The 17,493-nt window shown below is 71.6% G+C and carries 18 protein-coding genes; 11 read left to right on the forward strand and 7 right to left on the reverse strand.

Features of this window, described 5'->3' with window-relative positions; genetic code table 11:
- Positions 1–235 precede the first annotated feature (235 nt).
- On the forward strand, positions 236–958 hold the full coding sequence (locus HD596_RS53650; protein ID WP_185077127.1) for a PIG-L deacetylase family protein: 723 nt from the start codon (positions 236–238) through the stop codon (positions 956–958).
- Between the two features lie 95 nt (positions 959–1,053).
- Here HD596_RS53650 and thrS read toward each other — a convergent pair whose 3' ends face one another.
- The 3 genes from thrS to HD596_RS53665 all read right to left on the reverse strand — a co-directional run bounded on the left by thrS (position 1,054) and on the right by HD596_RS53665 (position 4,621).
- Positions 1,054–3,018, reverse strand: coding sequence for a threonine--tRNA ligase (thrS, locus tag HD596_RS53655; RefSeq protein ID WP_376776128.1), 1,965 nt, complete (start codon positions 3,016–3,018; stop codon positions 1,054–1,056).
- A gap of 65 nt (positions 3,019–3,083) precedes the next feature.
- A complete protein-coding gene (locus HD596_RS53660; protein ID WP_185077128.1) occupies positions 3,084–3,662 on the reverse strand; it encodes a glycoside hydrolase family 25 protein in 579 nt (192 codons plus the stop codon).
- A 59-nt stretch (positions 3,663–3,721) separates the two neighbouring features.
- Entirely contained in the window at positions 3,722–4,621 is a 900-nt protein-coding gene (locus HD596_RS53665) for a TIGR03564 family F420-dependent LLM class oxidoreductase (RefSeq protein WP_185077129.1), read from the reverse strand.
- A gap of 98 nt (positions 4,622–4,719) precedes the next feature.
- Here HD596_RS53665 and pgm point away from each other — a divergent pair, with 98 nt between their 5' ends.
- A complete protein-coding gene (gene pgm, locus HD596_RS53670; RefSeq protein ID WP_185077130.1) occupies positions 4,720–6,351 on the forward strand; it encodes a phosphoglucomutase (alpha-D-glucose-1,6-bisphosphate-dependent) in 1,632 nt (543 codons plus the stop codon).
- A gap of 41 nt (positions 6,352–6,392) precedes the next feature.
- Here the strand turns inward: pgm and HD596_RS53675 are convergent, their stop codons facing one another.
- Together HD596_RS53675 and HD596_RS53680 are read right to left on the reverse strand one after the other, a co-directional pair.
- Complete coding sequence (locus tag HD596_RS53675) at positions 6,393–7,085, reverse strand: DUF2786 domain-containing protein (protein ID WP_185077131.1); 693 nt, start codon at positions 7,083–7,085, stop codon at positions 6,393–6,395.
- A gap of 10 nt (positions 7,086–7,095) precedes the next feature.
- Positions 7,096–8,334 (reverse strand): hypothetical protein, encoded by a 1,239-nt coding sequence (locus HD596_RS53680; RefSeq protein ID WP_185077132.1) that lies wholly within the window; start codon positions 8,332–8,334, stop codon positions 7,096–7,098.
- 791 nt (positions 8,335–9,125) lie between these two features.
- Here HD596_RS53680 and HD596_RS53685 point away from each other — a divergent pair.
- The 4 genes from HD596_RS53685 to HD596_RS53700 all read left to right on the forward strand — a co-directional run bounded on the left by HD596_RS53685 (position 9,126) and on the right by HD596_RS53700 (position 11,826).
- Complete coding sequence (locus HD596_RS53685; RefSeq protein ID WP_185077133.1) at positions 9,126–9,410, forward strand: hypothetical protein; 285 nt, start codon at positions 9,126–9,128, stop codon at positions 9,408–9,410.
- Between the two features lie 146 nt (positions 9,411–9,556).
- Positions 9,557–10,726 (forward strand): cytochrome P450, encoded by a 1,170-nt coding sequence (locus HD596_RS53690; RefSeq protein WP_185077134.1) that lies wholly within the window; start codon positions 9,557–9,559, stop codon positions 10,724–10,726.
- Between the two features lie 18 nt (positions 10,727–10,744).
- Positions 10,745–11,500, forward strand: coding sequence for an HAD family hydrolase (locus HD596_RS53695; RefSeq protein ID WP_185077135.1), 756 nt, complete (start codon positions 10,745–10,747; stop codon positions 11,498–11,500).
- 62 nt (positions 11,501–11,562) lie between these two features.
- Positions 11,563–11,826: a DUF4031 domain-containing protein gene (locus HD596_RS53700; RefSeq protein WP_185077136.1), complete on the forward strand. Its 264-nt coding sequence runs from the start codon at positions 11,563–11,565 to the stop codon at positions 11,824–11,826.
- 72 nt (positions 11,827–11,898) lie between these two features.
- Here the strand turns inward: HD596_RS53700 and HD596_RS53705 are convergent, their stop codons facing one another.
- Positions 11,899–12,495: an HD domain-containing protein gene (locus HD596_RS53705; RefSeq protein WP_185077137.1), complete on the reverse strand. Its 597-nt coding sequence runs from the start codon at positions 12,493–12,495 to the stop codon at positions 11,899–11,901.
- 195 nt (positions 12,496–12,690) lie between these two features.
- Between HD596_RS53705 and HD596_RS53710 the strand changes: the two genes are divergently transcribed.
- The 4 genes from HD596_RS53710 (at position 12,691) to HD596_RS53725 (ending at position 16,029) form a co-directional block, all read left to right on the forward strand.
- On the forward strand, positions 12,691–13,830 hold the full coding sequence (locus HD596_RS53710) for an alpha-hydroxy acid oxidase (RefSeq protein WP_313047002.1): 1,140 nt from the start codon (positions 12,691–12,693) through the stop codon (positions 13,828–13,830).
- Positions 13,831–13,935: 105 nt separating this feature from the next.
- Positions 13,936–14,355: a hypothetical protein gene (locus HD596_RS53715; RefSeq protein ID WP_185077138.1), complete on the forward strand. Its 420-nt coding sequence runs from the start codon at positions 13,936–13,938 to the stop codon at positions 14,353–14,355.
- A 49-nt stretch (positions 14,356–14,404) separates the two neighbouring features.
- Positions 14,405–14,719 carry a hypothetical protein gene (locus tag HD596_RS53720; protein ID WP_185077139.1) on the forward strand — a complete coding sequence of 105 codons (315 nt, stop codon included), beginning with the start codon at positions 14,405–14,407 and terminating at the stop codon, positions 14,717–14,719.
- 59 nt (positions 14,720–14,778) lie between these two features.
- Positions 14,779–16,029, forward strand: a complete 1,251-nt coding sequence (locus HD596_RS53725) for a hypothetical protein (RefSeq protein ID WP_185077140.1) — start codon at positions 14,779–14,781, stop codon at positions 16,027–16,029.
- A gap of 1 nt (position 16,030) precedes the next feature.
- Here HD596_RS53725 and HD596_RS53730 read toward each other — a convergent pair whose 3' ends face one another.
- A complete protein-coding gene (locus HD596_RS53730; RefSeq protein ID WP_185077141.1) occupies positions 16,031–16,603 on the reverse strand; it encodes an RNA polymerase sigma factor in 573 nt (190 codons plus the stop codon).
- A gap of 182 nt (positions 16,604–16,785) precedes the next feature.
- On the opposite strand from HD596_RS53730, the gene HD596_RS53735 reads away from it, so the two are divergent.
- Positions 16,786–17,487 carry a Crp/Fnr family transcriptional regulator gene (locus HD596_RS53735; protein WP_185077142.1) on the forward strand — a complete coding sequence of 234 codons (702 nt, stop codon included), beginning with the start codon at positions 16,786–16,788 and terminating at the stop codon, positions 17,485–17,487.
- Positions 17,488–17,493 lie beyond the last annotated feature (6 nt).

Here is a 17,493-nt window from a genome sequence, read left to right on the forward strand (position 1 = left end):
TGTTCCCTGGCGTCGTTCTGACAGCTTGCCTAACGCTCTCGCAACATAACCGCGCAGAGCTGATCGGTCCATAGGCGTCTTTCCCCAGCGCGCTCTCGGCTTTGCCGACTGGGCGGCTCGGCCGGGCGGCGCGTCCGGGCAACGATCCGCGAGCGATCGGATGCCCGCCCTGGGCCGTTTCGAGCGGGACGGTGCGCGGAGCCCCCAGCCACGTAGGGCGCTTAGGGTGTGGGCCATGACCGATCAGCTTGAGCCCATGCCCGACGACTGGCAGCGCGCCCTCGCCATCGTGGCCCACCCCGACGACCTCGAGTACGGCTGTGCCGCCGCCATCGCCACCTGGACCGACCAGGGCCGCGAGGTCGCGTACCTGATCGTCTCCAGGGGCGAGGCGGGCATCGACACGCTTGCCCCGGCCGAGGCGGGGGCGGTGCGGGAGCGGGAGGAGCGGGCCAGCGCGGCCGTCGTGGGGGTGACGAGCGTGGAGTTCCTCGACCACGCCGACGGGGTGATCGAGTACGGCACCGCGCTCAGGAAGGACATCGCCGCCGCCATCCGCAGGCACCGCCCCGAGCTGGTGATCACGCTGAACCCGGACGACACCTGGGGCGGAACGTACTGGAACACTCCCGACCACCGGGCCGTGGGCCGCGCCGTCCTGGACGCCGCCGGGGACGCGGGAAATAGGTGGATATTTCCGGATACGGAGGCAGAGCCCTGGAACGGCGTCCGCTGGGTCGCCGTCGCGGGCAGCGACTCCCCCACCCACGCCGTGGACGTCACCGACGGCCTGGAGCGCGGCGTGCGCTCGCTCGTCGAGCACCGCGCCTACATCGAGGCGCTCACCGACCAGGACCCCGAGTCGTACGCCCGCGACCTCATCGAAGGCTTCGCCCACCAGGTGGCCGAGCGCTTCGGCGGCCGCCCCGCCGTCACCTTCCGCCTGTTCCGCCGTTGATCCCCAGGCCGGAAGCCGGACGACTGATCCCCGGGCCGGAAGCCGGACGACGAAGAACGGCGGAGCCGTAGAGCTCCGCCGTTCTCGTCATCGCATCAGACCTGGACGCGCCGCTCCACGGCGTTGACGATCTCCGCCACGGCCTCCTCGATCGGGACGCCGTTCTTCTGCTCGCCGTTGCGGTAGCGGAACGACACCGCGCCGTTGGCGATGTCGTCGTCACCGGCCAGCAGCATGAAGGGCACCTTGGCCTTCTGCGCGTTGCGGATCTTCTTCTGCATCCGGTCGTCGGAGGCGTCGACCTCGATCCGGATGCCGCGCTCGCGCAGCTTCTTGGCGACGTCCTGCAGGTAGGGCACGTGCGCGTCGGCGATCGGGATGCCCGTCACCTGCACCGGCGAGAGCCAGGGCGGGAAGGCGCCCGCGTAGTGCTCGGTGAGCACGCCGAGGAAGCGCTCGACGGAGCCGAACAGCGCCCGGTGGATCATGACCGGCGTCTGCCGGCTGCCGTCGGCCGCCTGGTATTCGAGGCCGAAGCGCTTGGGCTGGTTGAGGTCGAGCTGGATGGTGGACAGCTGCCAGGTGCGCCCGATCGCGTCCTTGGCCTGCACGGAGATCTTCGGGCCGTAGAAGGCCGCGCCGCCCGGGTCGTCGGCCAGCTCCAGCCCCGACTCGGTGGCCACCTGCCGCAGCGCCTCGGTCGCCTCGTCCCACTCGGCGAGCTCGCCGATGAACTTGTCGGACTCGTCGCGGGTCGACAGCTCCAGGTAGAAGTCGGACAGGCCGAAGTCGCGCAGCACGCTGAGCACGAACCTCAGCAGCGACTTGATCTCATCGGCCATCTGCTCCCGGGTGGTGTAGATGTGCGCGTCGTCCTGCGTCATGCCGCGCACCCGGGTCAGGCCGTGGACCACGCCCGACTTCTCGTAGCGGTAGACCGAGCCGAACTCGCACAGCCGCAGCGGCAGCTCGCGGTAGGACCGCCCGCGCGCCCTGAAGATCAGGTTGTGCATCGGGCAGTTCATCGGCTTGACCCGGTATTCGATGCCCTCCAGCTCGAACGCCGGGAACATGTCGTCGGCATACCACGGCAGGTGCCCCGAGGTCTCGAACAGCGACGACTTGGTGATGTGCGGCGTGTTGACGAACTCGTAGCCCGCCTCCGCCTGCCGCCGGCGCATGTAGTCTTCCATCTCCTTGCGGATGATCCCGCCCTTGGGATGGAAGATCGGCAGGCCGCTGCCCAGCTCCGGCGGGAAGCTGAACAGGTCGAGCTCGACCCCCAGCTTGCGGTGGTCGCGCTTCTCGGCCTCCTCCAGCAGCTTGAGGTAGTCGTCCTGCTTCTCGCGGGACTCCCAGGCGGTGCCGTAGATGCGCTGGAGCTGCGGGTTCTTCTCGCTGCCGCGCCAGTAGGCGCCGCCCGAGCGCATGAGCTTGAACGCCGGGATCGACCGGGTGGACGGCACGTGCGGGCCGCGGCACAGGTCCTTCCACTGCAGCTCGCCGGTCTTGGGGTCGAGGTTGTCGTAGATGGTGAGCTGCCCGGCCCCGACCTCCACGGACTCCTCGTCGGCGGCGCCGCCCTTGAGCCCGATCAACTCCAGCTTGTACGGCTCCGCCGCCAGCTCCTCGCGCGCCTCGTCGTCGGAGACGGGCCGGCGGGAGAACAGCTGCCCCTGCTTGACGATCTCCCGCATGCGCTTCTCGATGCGCTTGAGATCGTCGGGGTGGAACGCCTGGGCGACGTCGAAGTCGTAGTAGAACCCGTTGTCCACGGGCGGCCCGATGCCCAGCTTGGCCTCGGGGAACAGCTCCTGCACCGCCTGCGCCATGACGTGGGCGGTGGAGTGGCGGACGATGGCCCGGCCGTCCTCGCTGGAGATCTCGACCGGCTCGACCGCGTCACCCTCGGACAGCGGGTGCGCCAGGTCACGGAGCTCGCCGTTGACCCGGGCCGCGATGACCGAGCGGCCGTCGGCCTCGAGGGCCTGCCCGGCCGTCGTGCCGGCCGCGACCACACGCTCGGCTCCGGCGAGGGTGATGCGTAGCTCGGCTGACACGGTGACTCCCTTGGATCGCGCCCCGGCGCTCGACACCGGAGCTGCTTCGATGGTGAACACCGATGCTATCGCGGTCGAAACCCCAGGTTTGTCAGCTCCTGCCGGGTCCCGTGGAACACGTTGCTGTCGAGCGGGCTGTGGACGTACTGATGGACGGCCCAGTCCCGCCAGGGCGGCGGCACCACGGGCTCGCCGCGCGGCTTGTCGGGGGCGGCGATCCATAACGGGTACTCGCCCAGGCCGGCGCAGTGTCCGCCCCGCGCGAACGCCTGGAAGGTGTGGACGAACGGCCGTACTCCGCCGTACCGCTCGACGTGGTGGCACCAGCGGCGCGCGTGGCGGGCGACCTGTTCGGGGCGCAGGCCGTCATCGGTCTCCAGGTCGAGGGCCACCAGGTCGCCGGCGCGTAACCCGCCCGCCGCGTCGATCGCGGCCAGGAAGTGGCGCGCCTGCCCGATCGGGTCGCCCCCGGGCCTGGCGCAGTGGTACGCGCCGCGGACGATCCGGCTCTCGCGCATGCCGGTCCAGTTGCGTTCGAACAGCTTGTCGGTGACGTCGCCGCCCTCGGTGGCCCTGGCGAACGCGAAGATCACCCCTGCCTCCGCATGGCCGGGCCAGTCGACGGGCCCCTGCCAGTCGGACACATCAACGCCGTGCAGCAAGCGATCTTCACCCCGCCGGAGAAATATGGAGATGTCTTGGGTCAGCCCTTCGCCGCGCCGATCAGCAGCGCCCGCGTGCGTTCCCTGCTCGCGAACACCGAGCCCACGAAGTCGGTCACGCCGGCTTCCCGCAGTACGTCGAGCTTGGCCAGCACCGCGTCCTCGTCGCCCACGATGGCGACGTCTCCCGGGGTGGCCGCGCCTTCCCTGTCGAGCATCGCACGATATGAGGGGAGCTGTCCGTAGACAGCGAAGATCTCGTTCGCGCGGGCGACGGCGCCGGCGGGGTCGTCGGTGACGCAGATCGGCAGCGCGCAGACGATCCTCGGCGCCTCGCGGCCCGCCTCGGCGGCGGCCGCGGTGATGGTGGGCGCCACGTGCTGGGCGACCGTCTTGGGGCCCGTCATCCACAGGACGGTGCCGTCGGCCACGGTGCCGGCCAGCTTGAGCATGCGCGGGCCGAGCGCGGCCATGAGCACCGGGAAGCCGCCGCCGGGCGTGGTGAGCCGGAGGTCGGCCTTGAGCGTCTCACCCTCGTACTTGACGTGCTCGCCCCGGCTGAGCGGGAGCAGGATGTCCAGGTATTCGGTCATGTGCCGGTACGGGCGCTCGAAGCTGTAGCCGTACATGCCCTCGATGACCATCTGGTGCGACAGGCCGATGCCGAGCGCCAGGCGCCCGCCGAGAGCGGCGTTGGCGGTCATGGCCTGCTGGGCCAGCACGGCCGGGTGGCGCGGGTAGGTCGGGACGACGGCGGTGCCGAGCTCGATGCCGGGCACCTGGCCCCCGGCGGCGGCCAGGGCGGTGAGGGCGTCGAGGCCGAAGATGTTGGAGAGCCAGGCCGAGGTGAAGCCGTCCTGCGCCGCCTGGGCGATCTGGGTGCGCAACCCTCCGATCGGGTCGTCTCCCTTGGGCTCTGTCAGGTAGTAGCCGAATCGCATAGGAACAGAACTCCGTTCTGGTAATCGACGGAACTGTACCTTCCCACACCCGGCCGGGCCCATCCGCCGGCCGGAGGCGGATTTGTAAAGTGGCCTACATGACGCACGAACGCGCAGGACAGCCAGCCCAGCCCGCCGACCTCGTGGCCGTCGAAAGGCTGGTGACCTCCTATTACGCGCTGCATCCCGATCCCGGGGACCCGGGGCAGCGGGTGGCGTTCGGCACGTCGGGGCACCGGGGGTCGTCGCTGAAGACCGCGTTCAACGAGGACCACATCCTGGCCACCACGCAGGCCATCTGCGAATACCGGCGGATGCAGGGCACCGACGGGCCGCTGTTCCTCGGCGTCGACACGCACGCGCTGTCGGAGCCCGCGCGGGTGTCCGCGCTGGAGGTCCTGGTCGCCAACGGGGTCCAGGTGCTGATCGACTCCCGCGACGGCTACACGCCGACCCCGTCCGTCTCGCACGCCATCCTGCGGCACAACCGCGGCCGCACCGCCGGGTTCGCCGACGGCATCGTGATCACGCCGTCGCACAACCCGCCGAGCGACGGCGGGTTCAAGTACAACCCGCCGCACGGGGGGCCGGCCGACACCGACGCGACCACGTGGATCCAGGACCGTGCCAACCGGCTGCTGGCCGGGGGGCTGGAGGGCGTGCTGCGGGTGTCGTACACGAAGGCTCTGGAGGCGGCGGGACGTTACGACTTCCTCGGGATGTACGTGGACGACCTGCCGTCCGTGGTGGACCTGGACGCGATCCGGGCGGCCGGGGTGCGCATCGGGGCCGATCCGCTGGGCGGGGCGAGCGTGGCGTACTGGGGGGAGATCGCCGAGCGGCACCGGCTCGACCTGACCGTGGTCAATCCGCTGGTGGATCCGACGTGGCGGTTCATGACGCTGGACTGGGACGGGAAGATCCGGATGGACTGCTCGTCGCCGTACGCGATGGCCTCTCTCATCGCCAATCGCGATAAGTACGATATTTCCACCGGAAACGACGCGGACGCCGACCGGCACGGCGTCGTCACCCCCGACGGCGGCCTGCTGAACCCCAACCACTACCTCGCGGTCGCCATCTCCTACCTCTACACGCACCGCGACGGCTGGCCCGCGGCCGCCGGCGTGGGCAAGACGATGGTCAGCAGCGGGATCATCGACCGGGTCGTGGAGTCCATGGGGCGGCGGCTGTACGAGGTCCCTGTCGGGTTCAAGTGGTTCGTCCCGGGCCTGCTGGACGGCTCGCTGGGGTTCGGGGGCGAGGAGAGCGCGGGGGCGTCGTTCCTGCGGCGCGACGGGTCCGTCTGGTCCACGGACAAGGACGGGATCATCCTGGCGCTGCTGGCCTCCGAGATCCAGGCCGTCACCGGCAGGTCGCCGAGCGCGCACTACCGGGAGCTGGTCGAGCGGTTCGGGGAGCCCGCGTACGCCCGGGTCGACGCCCCCGCCACGCGCGAGGAGAAGGCGGTGCTCGGGAAGCTGTCGGCCGCGCAGGTGAAGGCGTCGTCGCTGGCGGGCGAGCCGATCACCACCGTCCAGACCGCGGCGCCCGGCAACGGGGCCGAGCTCGGCGGGGTGAAGGTCGCGACGGAGAACGCCTGGTTCGCGGCCCGGCCGTCGGGGACGGAGGACGTCTACAAGATCTACGCCGAGTCCTTCCGTGGCCCCGACCACCTGGCCAAGGTCCAGGAGGAGGCCCGCTCCCTGGTCTCCGACGCCCTCGGCTGACCACGCGGGCGGCGTCCGGGCCGAAGCAGGGGCCGCGCGGGTCAGCGGCCGGGGGCCAGCTCGGGCGCCGTGTCGGTGGTCATTCCGGTACGGCCGAGGTCGGCGCGGCGGCCGGCGGCCACCCCGTCCCGGTAGCCCGTGCCGCTCGTCCTGGGCACGCTCACCCGGATGTCCGGATAGTGAGCGGCCACCGCCCGTTCCACCTCGGCCCGGCGGTCGGCCAGGACGAGCGCGGCGCCCGTACTGGCCTGCTCGGCCTCTGACTCGGCCACGCACAGCAGCCGGTACACCTCATCCGTGAACCCCAGCAGCCACGACCGCCGGTAGGCCCGCACGGCGGTCACGCCGTCGGGCACCCGCACCCGCGCCAGCCCGCTCGCCATCTGCAGCAGCAACGACGTGGCCAGCAGATCGGCCCGTTCCAGATCCGCCGCGAACCCGAACACGTGCACCCGCTGCCCGCCCTCGCCGCGCCCGATGAGCAGGGGGCGGCAGCGCACGGCCTGCGCGACCAGGCTGACCAGCCGGGCCTTCTCCCTGGCCCAGGGGTTGGGCAGGGTGACGACCCGGTCGCCGGGCGTCTGCCGGGTGCCCGCCGGGGGGAGCGAGTCGATGCCGTGCTTGGCCATCAGCGCCGACGCGGCCGCCATGAACGTCGCCCGCTCGTGCTCGTTGTCGGTGCGTTCGGCCTTGGCCAGGAGTTTCCTGACGCGCTCGAGCGTGCGCTCCCGCAAGCGTGCTCCTCTAGGACTTGGTCAGCACCCGCCCGTCGTCCGCGATGGCGGGGAAGGCGCCCGTGTCGACGATGCCGTGCTGCTGGAACAGCGCCTCGATGAGGGCGTGCGCCTGCGGCTCGAGCTTCCACAGGGCACGATACTCGCGCGCCGTGGCCAGCGAGATGCCGATCTCCTGGGCGATGTCCACCGTACGCGGCACGATGCCCTTGGCGATCTGCCGGTCCCAGAACGCGCGGGCCTGGCGCATCAGCGCCGCCCGCTGGGCGGTGTCGACGACCTGCGGGGTGGTGTCGAGTACCTCGATGTCCTCGTCCTCCTCCTCGACGAGCTCGGCCAGCGCGGGCGGCAGCGCCGGACGGGCGGGCACCGGGCGCTGTTCGGGCTCGGGCTCCCACGGCACCCGGGGGTCGGCGTCGATGAGGGCGGTGGTGTTGTAGAGGGCGGCGATCTGGGCCAGCAGCGCCTCCTGGCGGGCCTGGTCGACGGCCAGCCCGGTGTGCTCGACGGCCTGGTCCATGGCCTTGTCGAGCTTGGCCAGCGCGGCGCGCATCTTGCGCTCGGAGGCCCCGCCGTCGCGCAGCGCCTTGGCCCGCTTGGCGGCCAGCGCGACCCTGGTCAGCCGGCGGTGGGCGTCGACCTCGCTCGCCGTACGGTCGCTGACCTCGGCCAGCCCGACCCGGACCAGCAGCCGCTCGGGCGTCAGCCGCCAGTTGATGCGGCCGGTGCCGCGGATGCGGTGCCGCTCGATGGCCATGCCGCGCTCCCAGAGCCAGGCGGCGACCAGCGGCGCGGCGAGCCTGAACACCGCCTCGGGGAGGCTGCGCGCGTCCATGCTGGACAGTACGGCGGTCAGGCAGGTCAGCGCCCACACGGCGATGCCGTCGATGCCGGCGGAGAAGTTCTCGCGCATGTTGCGGCGGGCCCGTACCGCGCTCGTGATGATCGCGACCTCGATGAACGCGAACAGCAGCAGCCGCAGCGGCCCGTCCAGGCCGAGCACGTCGCCGGAGAAGCGCCACATGCCCTGCGCGGACACGCCGGTGGCGATGGAGGCGGCGACGATGGTCAGCACGTCCTCGATGGGACGGGGGGCGACGTAGCGGGAGAACAACCAGGCGGTGGCCCGCCAGACGATCCTGAGCACCAGGAACGCCAGCGCCAGCCCCGCCAGGCTCAGCAACGCGATGACGGCGGTGGCGAGCGGCTTCTCGGTGACGAAGGCGGCTATTTCCTCAAATGTCGGCATCTGTCACTATCCGTGGGGGCTCAAACTCCGGCTCTATGCGACGAGATCATCGCAGAATGTCGCCATCTTGTACGCCAAACGCCATCTGCCGCCCCATTTTGCCCCTGTTTCACTGCAGTTCCGACGTCTCCCCCCAAGCCGCCTCCCCCGGGCCCGGCGTGTCGCCCCCCGCGGGTCACCCTCCGTATGGCGCGCTCCAACGACGAAACAGCACGCGGAACGTAACTACCCCCGCTTGGAACACCCCACGAACCGGCACCCGACCCGGGGCCGAAGGGACGGCGCGGCACGGGACGACGCGGCACGGGACGACGCGGCACGGGACGACGCGGCACGGGACGACGCGGCACGGGACGACGCGGCACGGGACGACGCGGCACGGGACGACGCGGCACGGGACGACGCGGCACGCGCGGCGCGACGCGGAGCGGCACGGGGCCGGGCGAGGCCGAGCCGGGCGGGCGGCACGGGACGACGCAAGGCCGGACGAGGCGGCGCGCGGCGGCCCGGGGCCGGGCGGGACGACGCAACGCGGGACGACGCGACCTGGGTCGGCGTGGGGTGGCGCGGGGCGGGACGCGGGCGGGGCGGCGCGGGGAGCCCCCTGATGGAGGCGTGGCCCCGTGGAGGCGGGAATCCCCCGTGAAGGCGAGGAGCCCCCGCGTAGGGGGAGAGCCCCGGCGGAGGCAGGGAGCCGGCGGTGGAGGTGGGGTGACGTTGGGGATAGAGGCGTGGAGTGGGGGTGGTCGTGGGGCGGGGGGCGGCGCACAATGGGCCGCGAGGAGGGGATTGTGAGCAAGCGATCACGCAGACGCCGCGCTCTTCCCAGCGGCGCACCCGCCTGGATGCCCGGATACGGCCCCGGCGAGCCGCACTGGCCCGGCGAGAGGGACTTCCCGTTCGACGACCCGTTGGAGGGTGGCGAAGGCGGGGTGCGCGAGCCGCGCAAACCCAAGCCCGCCCCGCCGGTGCTGTCGGCGGAGGCCCCGCTGCCCGAGCCGCTCCTGTACGCCCACGACCGGACCGAGCCGCCGCCCGGTGAGGTGACCGGGGTTCTGGCTGGTCAGGAAGTGTAGGACGGTCCCGTGAGGGAGGCGGTGGGGCCGCGAGGGGGAGGGGAAATTCGTCCTTTCGGAGGGCAACATCCGCCGCTCCGGATGGGACCATCTATGGAGGGATTTATCCCAAGATGGCGTGATGTATCCCAGCAGGACGGATATCGATGTCAGACAATGAGTTCCCCCTCGTCCAGTTCATGCGCGAAGGCTTCGACCCCGTGGGCGAGCTCGGACGGATCCGGGCCGAGCATCCGGTCTTCCCCATGGAGATCCCCGGCAGCCAGACCGTCTACCTCGTCTCCCGCTGGGAGGACGTACGCAGCGTCCTGAGCGACCACGAACGCTTCAGCAACGACTTCGCCGGGGTGATCGGCCTGGGCTCCAACCAGGAGGACCCGGGCGGCCTGGGGTTCCGCGACCCGCCCGAGCACACGCGGCTGCGCAAGTACCTGACGCCCGAGTTCACCATGCACCGCCTGCGCAGGCTGGAGCCGCGCATCGAGGCGATGGTCGAGGAGCACCTGGACCGCATCGAGGCCAAGGGCTCCCCCGTGGACCTGGTGGAGGAGTTCGCGCTGCCGATCCCGTCGCTGGTGGTGTGCGAGCTGCTGGGCGTCCCGTACGAGGAACGCGCCGACTTCGTGAAGATCAGCAAGGACCGGTTCGACTTCACGGCCGGGCCGGAGGCGTCGCTGCAGGCGATCAACGACGCCATGGCCTACCTGACCGACCTGGTCGCCCGGGAGCGGCAGAACCCCGGCGAGGGGCTGCTCGGCCAGCTGCTGCGCGAGCACGGTGACGAGCTCGACGACCGTACGCTCGCCAGCATGGCCGACGGGCTGCTGACCGGCGGGCACGACACCAGCACCAGCATGCTCGCCCTGGGCACCCTGTGGCTGCTGCAGAACCCCGAGCAGGCCGCCAAGGTCCGCGAGGTCGACGGCTACATCAACGACGTCGTCGAGGAGCTGCTGCGCTACATGACGGTCGTGCAGGTGGCCTTCCCCCGCTTCGCCCGCGACGACCTGGAGCTGCACGGCGTACAGATCAAGAAGGGCGAGATGGTGCTCTGCTCGCTCACTGGCGCCAACCGCGACCCCGCCCTGGGCGAGGACATGGACCAGGTACGGCCCGGCAGGCAGACGGCGGGCTCGCACATGGCGTTCGGCCACGGCATCCACCGCTGCATCGGCGCGCCGCTGGCGCAGATGGAGATGCGCATCGCCTTCCCGGCGCTGCTGCGCCGCTTCCCCGGGCTGCACGTGGCGGGCGAGGTGCCGTTCAGGGAACTCGCCATCGTGTACGGCGTCAAAGAGCTACCCGTCGCCTGGTAGAGCGGTTACGTTCGCAGTGTGAACGAGCCTGTCATCGATCTGACCACGATCAGCGCCGTCCTGTTCGACACCGACGGCGTGGTCACCGACACCGCTCGGGGGCACGCGGCCGCCTGGAAGCACGTCTTCGACGCGTTTCTGCGCGGCCGCTCGACACCGTTCGACATCCGGGACGACTATCTGCGCTACGTGGACGGCCGCCCGCGCCTCGACGGCATCCGTACCTTCCTGGAGGCGCGCGGCATCACGCTGCCCGAGGGTTCGCCCGACGACGAGCCCGGCGCGGCCACCGTGCACGGGCTCGGCCTGGCCAAGGACCAGATCTTCATGGCCCAGGTGGAGAAGTACGGGGTGGCCGCGTTCCCGTCCACGGTCTCGCTCCTGCACGAGCTGCGGCAGCGAGGTGCGCGTACGGCGGCCGTCTCGGCCAGCCTGCACGGTCGCAAGCTGGTCACGTCGGCCGGTGTGCTGCACCTGTTCGACCTGGTGGTGGACGGCAACGACGCGGCCCTGATGAACCTGCCCGGCAAGCCCGACCCCGCCCTCTTCCTGGAGGCGGCGCGCCGGCTGGCGCTGCCCGCCGTCAGGGCCGCGGTGGTGGACGCGGCGCTGCCCGGGGTGGAGGCGGGCGGGAAGGGCGGGTTCGGGCTGGTCGTCGCGGTGACCAGGGACGGGGCCGAGGCGGCGGAGCTGGGCGCGGCGGGGGCCGGGGTCGTGGTACCCGACCTGAGCGAGCTGGAGGTCCACGGCAGGGTCCCGCCCCCGACGGCGTGACCCGGGTCGGAGGAATCCCGCCCCGAGCGTGGGGCGGTGGGAGCGGCTCTACCCTTGACGGCGTGACCGTTCTCATCGACCCGCCCAACTGGCCCGGGCCTCGCGGCCTGATGTGGTCGCACCTGGTCAGCGACCGCTCGCTGGAGGAGCTGCACGACTTCGCCGCGCGGCTGGGGGTGCCGGAGCGGGCCTTCGACCGGGATCACTACGACGTCCCGGAGACCGTGCACGCCCGGGCGGTGGAGCTGGGGGCCGAGGCGGTCACCTCGCGCGAGCTGCTCCTGCGGCTGATCGCCTCCGGCCTGCGCCGCCGAAAGCGCCGCTGACCGGGCTCCCAAGGCCCGTGCTGACCCGGCGCCCGCGACCCGGCGCGGACGCCGCCGGACGGGCGGCCCCTGCTACGACGCGCCGTGGCCCGACGTGAGCGACTTCAGCTCGCGCGTCATGTTCGACCGGGCCCGCTCTTCCCACAGCTCGCGGGCGCGTCCGGTCCGGTAGAGGCGCGGTACGGCCAGCAGGCGGCGCAGCACCTCGGCCCGTCCCGCCCTGAACAGGTCGTCGGGCACGTGGGCGTACTCCTGCCGGATCCGCCCCGCGTAGTCGTCGTAGCCGGGCAGCCCGAGCACGGCCAGGTCGGCGTCGCACAGGACGGCGCCGTCGCGGTCCCCGTCGGCCAGCGTGTCGTGGGCGGCGGTGAGGCGTACCAGCCGGGCCACCTCGGCGACCCGTGCGGCGGGCACCCCGCACCTGGGCAGCCGCGACTGCGCGAGCTGGGCACTGCGCTCCTCGTCCAGGCCCGGCCGCCCGTCGTAGACGGCGTCGTGGAACCAGGCGGCCAGGCGCACGGCGGTCAGGTCGTCCGCCGCGGCCGCGAGCTGCGCGACCCCGGCGAGCACGGCGGCCAGGTGGTCGCGGGTGTGGTAGCGGCGGTGCGGCTCGGACCAGCGGGCGATCAGCTCCGCCCCCGTGGCCAGGGACGCGGCCGAGTCGCCCATGAGCACCACCCACTCCCGCCCCAGCACCGCCGGGTCCCCAGCCGGGGTCGTCGAGTCGTCGATCACGGCCTCACCGTACCTTTTGGTAACGTCCAAGACATCGACGGGAACGCGAAGGACCCTCGGCGCCTGCCCCGTTGGCGGGAGCTGCGTGCCGTCCTGCCCGGGCGCCCGCGGCTGTCCAGGGCCCAGCGGGTGGCCGACGCCGCCGACATCGAAGATCTCCGGCTGCTGGCCAGGAGACGCGCCCCGCACATGGTGTTCGACTACGTGGACGGCGCCGCCGAGGGCGAGCTGTCGATGGCCAGGGCGGTGGAGGCGTTCCGGCGGGTGGAGTTCAGCCCGCGGATCCTGCGCGACGTGTCACAGGCCCCGACCGCGGTCGAGATCCTGGGCAGGCGGATCGCGATGCCGGTCGTGCTCGGCCCCACCGGGTTCACCCGGATGATGCACCGCGAGGGCGAGCGGGCCGTGGCCCGGGCGGCCGAGCGCGCGGGCGTCCCGTACACGCTGTCCACCATGGGCACCACGACGGCCGCCGGCGTGGCCGCCGCCGCGCCCGGCGGGTGGAACTGGTTCCAGCTGTACGTGGTCCGCGACCGCGCGCGCAACCTGGACACGCTCGCCCTGGCCCGCGAGGCGGGCATGGACGTGCTGGTCGTGACCGTAGACGTGCCGGTGGCGGGGGCGCGGCTGCGCGACGTGCGGCACGGCCTGACGGTCCCGCCGTCCCTGCGCTGGCGCAGCGCGCTGCAGACGCTGCGGCACCCGGCGTGGTGGTTCGACTTCCTCACCAGCGAGCCGCTGCGGTTCGCCACCGTCGACGGCGCCCCCGACGATCTGCCCGGGCTCACGAACCTGATGTTCGACCCCTCCGTGACCATGGCCGACCTGGAGTGGATCCGCTCGGCGTGGCAGGGGCGGCTGCTGGTCAAGGGCGTGCAGCGGGTGGACGACGCCAAGGACCTGGCCGCCGTCGGGGTGGACGGCCTGGTGGTGTCCAACCACGGCGGGCGGCAGCTCGACCGCGCCGCCACGCCGCTGGAGCTGCTGCCGCAGGTGGTGGCCGCCGTGGGGGATCGCACGGAGGTGTTCCTGGACGGAGGCGTCCGCAACGGGGCCGACGTCGCCGCCGCGGTCGCGCTCGGCGCGCGGGCCTGCTTCATCGGCCGGGCCTACCTGTACGGGCTGATGGCGGGCGGCGAGGCCGGGGTGCGGCGGGCGCTGGACCTGCTGCGCGCGGAGCTCGTTCGCACGCTCCAGCTGCTCGGCGCCGGCGGGATCGACGGGCTCACCCCCGACATGGTGCGTCTCAGGGCCGGCACCGGCATCTAACCAATGCCCGGCATTTATTGACAGAACGGACACGTATTTCGCCGCCGCGGTCGCCTCTCTGGTCCTGCACACGGGGACGACGTTCCCACCGGAAAGGAGATCGGAATGGCAACCGGAGAATTCCAGGTGATGAAAGTACCGGCCGAGCAACTCGCCGGCGTTCTCCATGGCCAGGTTGTCGATCCCGGCGCGCAACCCACGAACGTCGTGCACCGTAACGAGGGCTGGACCGTGGACGTGAGCTGGGAGGTCGCCGGCGAGCTCGTCGACTGGCTGGCGGGCCGCTGGAACTTGGAGATCATCGCCGACCTGCTGGGCGGCGGTGAGACCAGGCACCCCTCACCCCCTGTCGAGCTGACCTTCACGCCTGGCTCGGGCAGATACACCGCCTCGGTCCCGATGCGGGGTCAGCTCTCCCCCGGCACCTATGACCTGGTGGTCAACCTCACCACCACGACCGCCGCCGGCACCGCGGGGGCGCTCGGCGGGTTCGTGGTGATCAGCAAGATCGTGGTCAAGGAATGAGGCCGCCGCCCCGGGCGGCCCGCCCGGGGCGGCCGTGGACGGAGCCGTCATGTCGCTGGTGCTCAACCCCGTGTGGTGGGATCAAGGCCGGCCGGGTCCCGTGGCGATGGGCGCGCTGATCGCCACCGACCGCCTGCTGTCCTACGTGACGAACGAGGAGACGGTCTTCACCCTGGCCCGCGCCGACATCCGGGCGAGCTGGCGGCCCCTGCGCGTCGACCTCACGGGCGCCGGGCGCCGCTTCCGGCTGCGCTTCCTGCCGCCGGGGGCCCTGATGCGGCCGACCGGCGTCCTGCAAGCCCGCCGTAAGTCACGCGCCCTACGCTCCTGGCTGGCGGCCACGGGGGAAAGACCGGCCGCCTGACGTATCTGACGCCGCTGGAGACGCTCTTATCTCCTCGAGGCGAACTAACGGGAGACCCCATGTCCGACACTCCGATGACCGCGGACGACGTGCTGCGCATCGCCGCTTACAAGGACCGGAGCCCGGCACTCGAAGCGATGGTCATCGCCTACAGCTACCACCGCGTCGCCGGGGACCTCGCCCAGCACCTGGGCAAGGACGCGAACAACTGGTACTGCTACGCCACCTGGACCTCCAAGGCCATCGGAGAGAGCCTCGACCTCAGCCCCGACTCTCCGTTCATCCTGGACTTCGGCCAGAAGATGCGGGTGCCCCACCGGTTCAGGAGGGTGTTCAGGGCGGTCCTGCTCACCCTGCTCGGGCCCAGCTACCAGCTGGGGCTCGCGCTCGCCAACCGGGCCATCTTCCTGGAGACCGCCAGCCTCGCGGTCAACCTGTGGAACGACTCGCCCGACCGGTTCCTCAAGGTCAGCCCGGAGTCGGATCTGACGCCGAACCCGCCGGCGTTCCTGACGGACCTGCTGGCCGAGGCCGACCCCCGCTACCTGAAGGACGCCGCGCAGCTCCTGGTCGAGGCCAGGCAGACCGCCGACCCCGAGGCCCGCGCCGAGCTGATGTTCGGCGCCTGCGTGGCGCTGTCCGCCTACGAGCAGGCGCGCGCCCAGAAGGCCCTCGAACTGGTGCTCTACCGGCCGGTCCGGTGGCTGACGCGGGTGTCGTGGCGCTCGCTGCGCTCGCTGGTGACCCGGCGGCGCTTCCCCAGGTTCCGCCTGTACGCCGCGCGGCACGAGGACCAGCCGTGGCTGACGCGCTGGCTGGAGGGGAAGTGGTCCTCCCTCTACACCCGCCACCTGTTCGCCGTGCGGACGCCGCTCAGCGACATCAAGGTGGGCCGGCCGCTCACCGCGCCGGAGGGCGTGGACATGGAGCGGGTCTGGGCGCCGATCCAGAACGAGAAGGTCCGCAAGCTGGCCGAGGAGTTCATCACGGCCGACCGGGAGGCGTCCACGGCCGGCGTGGCCGACTGGGTGTCCTACCGCGACCGCATGCGCTTCATCGTCAGCTATTTCCGTGTCTACCAGCGCGTGAGCGCCCTCTACGACGTGCCCTTCGCCAAGGACGTCGCTGACGGCCTCGCCCTGGAGATGGAGCGCGGGCTGGTGCCGCAGGCCGTCAACATGATGCTCACCCGGGGCGGCCGCAAGGTCTACGAGTATCCGGCGGAGAGCGACCCGGACGCGTTCGAGATGGCGCACTTCGACTTCGAGCCGTTCCTGGAGGCGATCCAGCTCGACCCGTCGGCGACGTGAGTCAGTCGAGGAAGTCCCTGGTGATCTCGCGGGCCTGCAGGAGCCCGCGGAGCTTCGCGAACGTGCGGGCTCGGGTGGGCCCGATGCTCCCGACCGGCCTGCCCAGCCTGCGCGCCACGTCCACGTAGTGCGGCTCGGAGGTTTCCGTGAGCGCTCTGAACAGGACCCGCTGCGCTGCCGGCAGCTCCTCGACCAGCGCGTCGAGCGTGCCGGCCAGCCAGATCCTGGCCAGCTCCCTGTCCACGTCGTCCGTGCTGCCCAGCGTGTCGAGGTCGGGGGTGCAGATCTCCTTTGTCCGCTTGGTGAGCTTCAGGCACTCGCGGAAGGCGATGGTGGCCAGCCAGCCCGCCATGCGCTGGCCGTCCGCCACGCTCCTGAGGTTCTGCCAGGCCAGCAGCCAGGTCGTCTGGAGCACGTCCTGGGCGTCCTCGTGGCTGAGCCTGAACCGGCGGATGCGGGCCTTGAGCATGGGGCTGAACTCCTCGATCAGCCGCTCCCACGCCATGGCGTCGCCGTCCTGGGCCGCCGATACGAGGGTGGCGGTATCGGGTCGTTCGATGGTGTCCACGTACATGTCGATCTCCCTGCCGGACCGGGCACTCGGGGGGTCGCCATCACCGCCCGGCATCCCAACGGTGCGCCGAGTGATCGTCGGGGGCTGTCTCGCGCGTGACAGTCACGATGTGTTCCTCATCACAATCGGGACATCCAGGACGGTCGGCTGTTCGTGCCCGCGATGCGGCCTAAAGTTCTTGCATGAGCGGGTTCCCGAGCGATGTCCAGCCGGTGGCGTCCGTGCTGGCGGAGATCCCGCTGTTCCGCGTACTCGGAGAGAGCGGCATCGAGAACACGGCGCGGGCCGGGATCGCGAGGCGTTACCGGGCCGGGCAGATCATCATCCACCAGGGGGATCCGGGAGAGTCCCTCTACGTGGTGCTGGACGGCCTGGTGAAGGTGGTGTTCACGACCGAGCACGGCGACGAGATCGTGCTCAACATGCTGGGCCGCGGCGACACCTTCGGCGAGCTGGCGCTGCTGGACAACTCACCGCGCTCGGCCTCGATCGTGACGGTGCGCCCCGCCTGGGTGTTCGCGCTGCCCAGGGCACGGCTCCTGGAGCTGATGCGGGAGCATCCGGGGCTGGCCGACGAGTTCCTGCGCATGCTCGGCCACATGGTGCGCAGGCTCACCGACCAGGCCGCCGACCTGGCCTTCCTCGACCTGGGCGGGCGGCTGGCCAAGCTGCTGCTGCAACTGGCCGACAAGCACGGCCAGGACCACGGGGTGGTGGATCTGCCCGGGTTGACCCAGTCCGACCTCGCCGCGCTCATCGGCGCGTCGCGGCCGGCGGTCAACCGGGCGCTGCAGTCCCTCGTGGCGAGAAACCTCATCGCCGTCAAAGGCCGGGCGATCACGCTGCTGGACGTCGCCGCCCTGCGGAAACGGGGCGGCCTCTGACCGAAA

Source organism: Nonomuraea jabiensis (assembly GCF_014204795.1).
Lineage (GTDB): Bacteria > Actinomycetota > Actinomycetes > Streptosporangiales > Streptosporangiaceae > Nonomuraea > Nonomuraea jabiensis.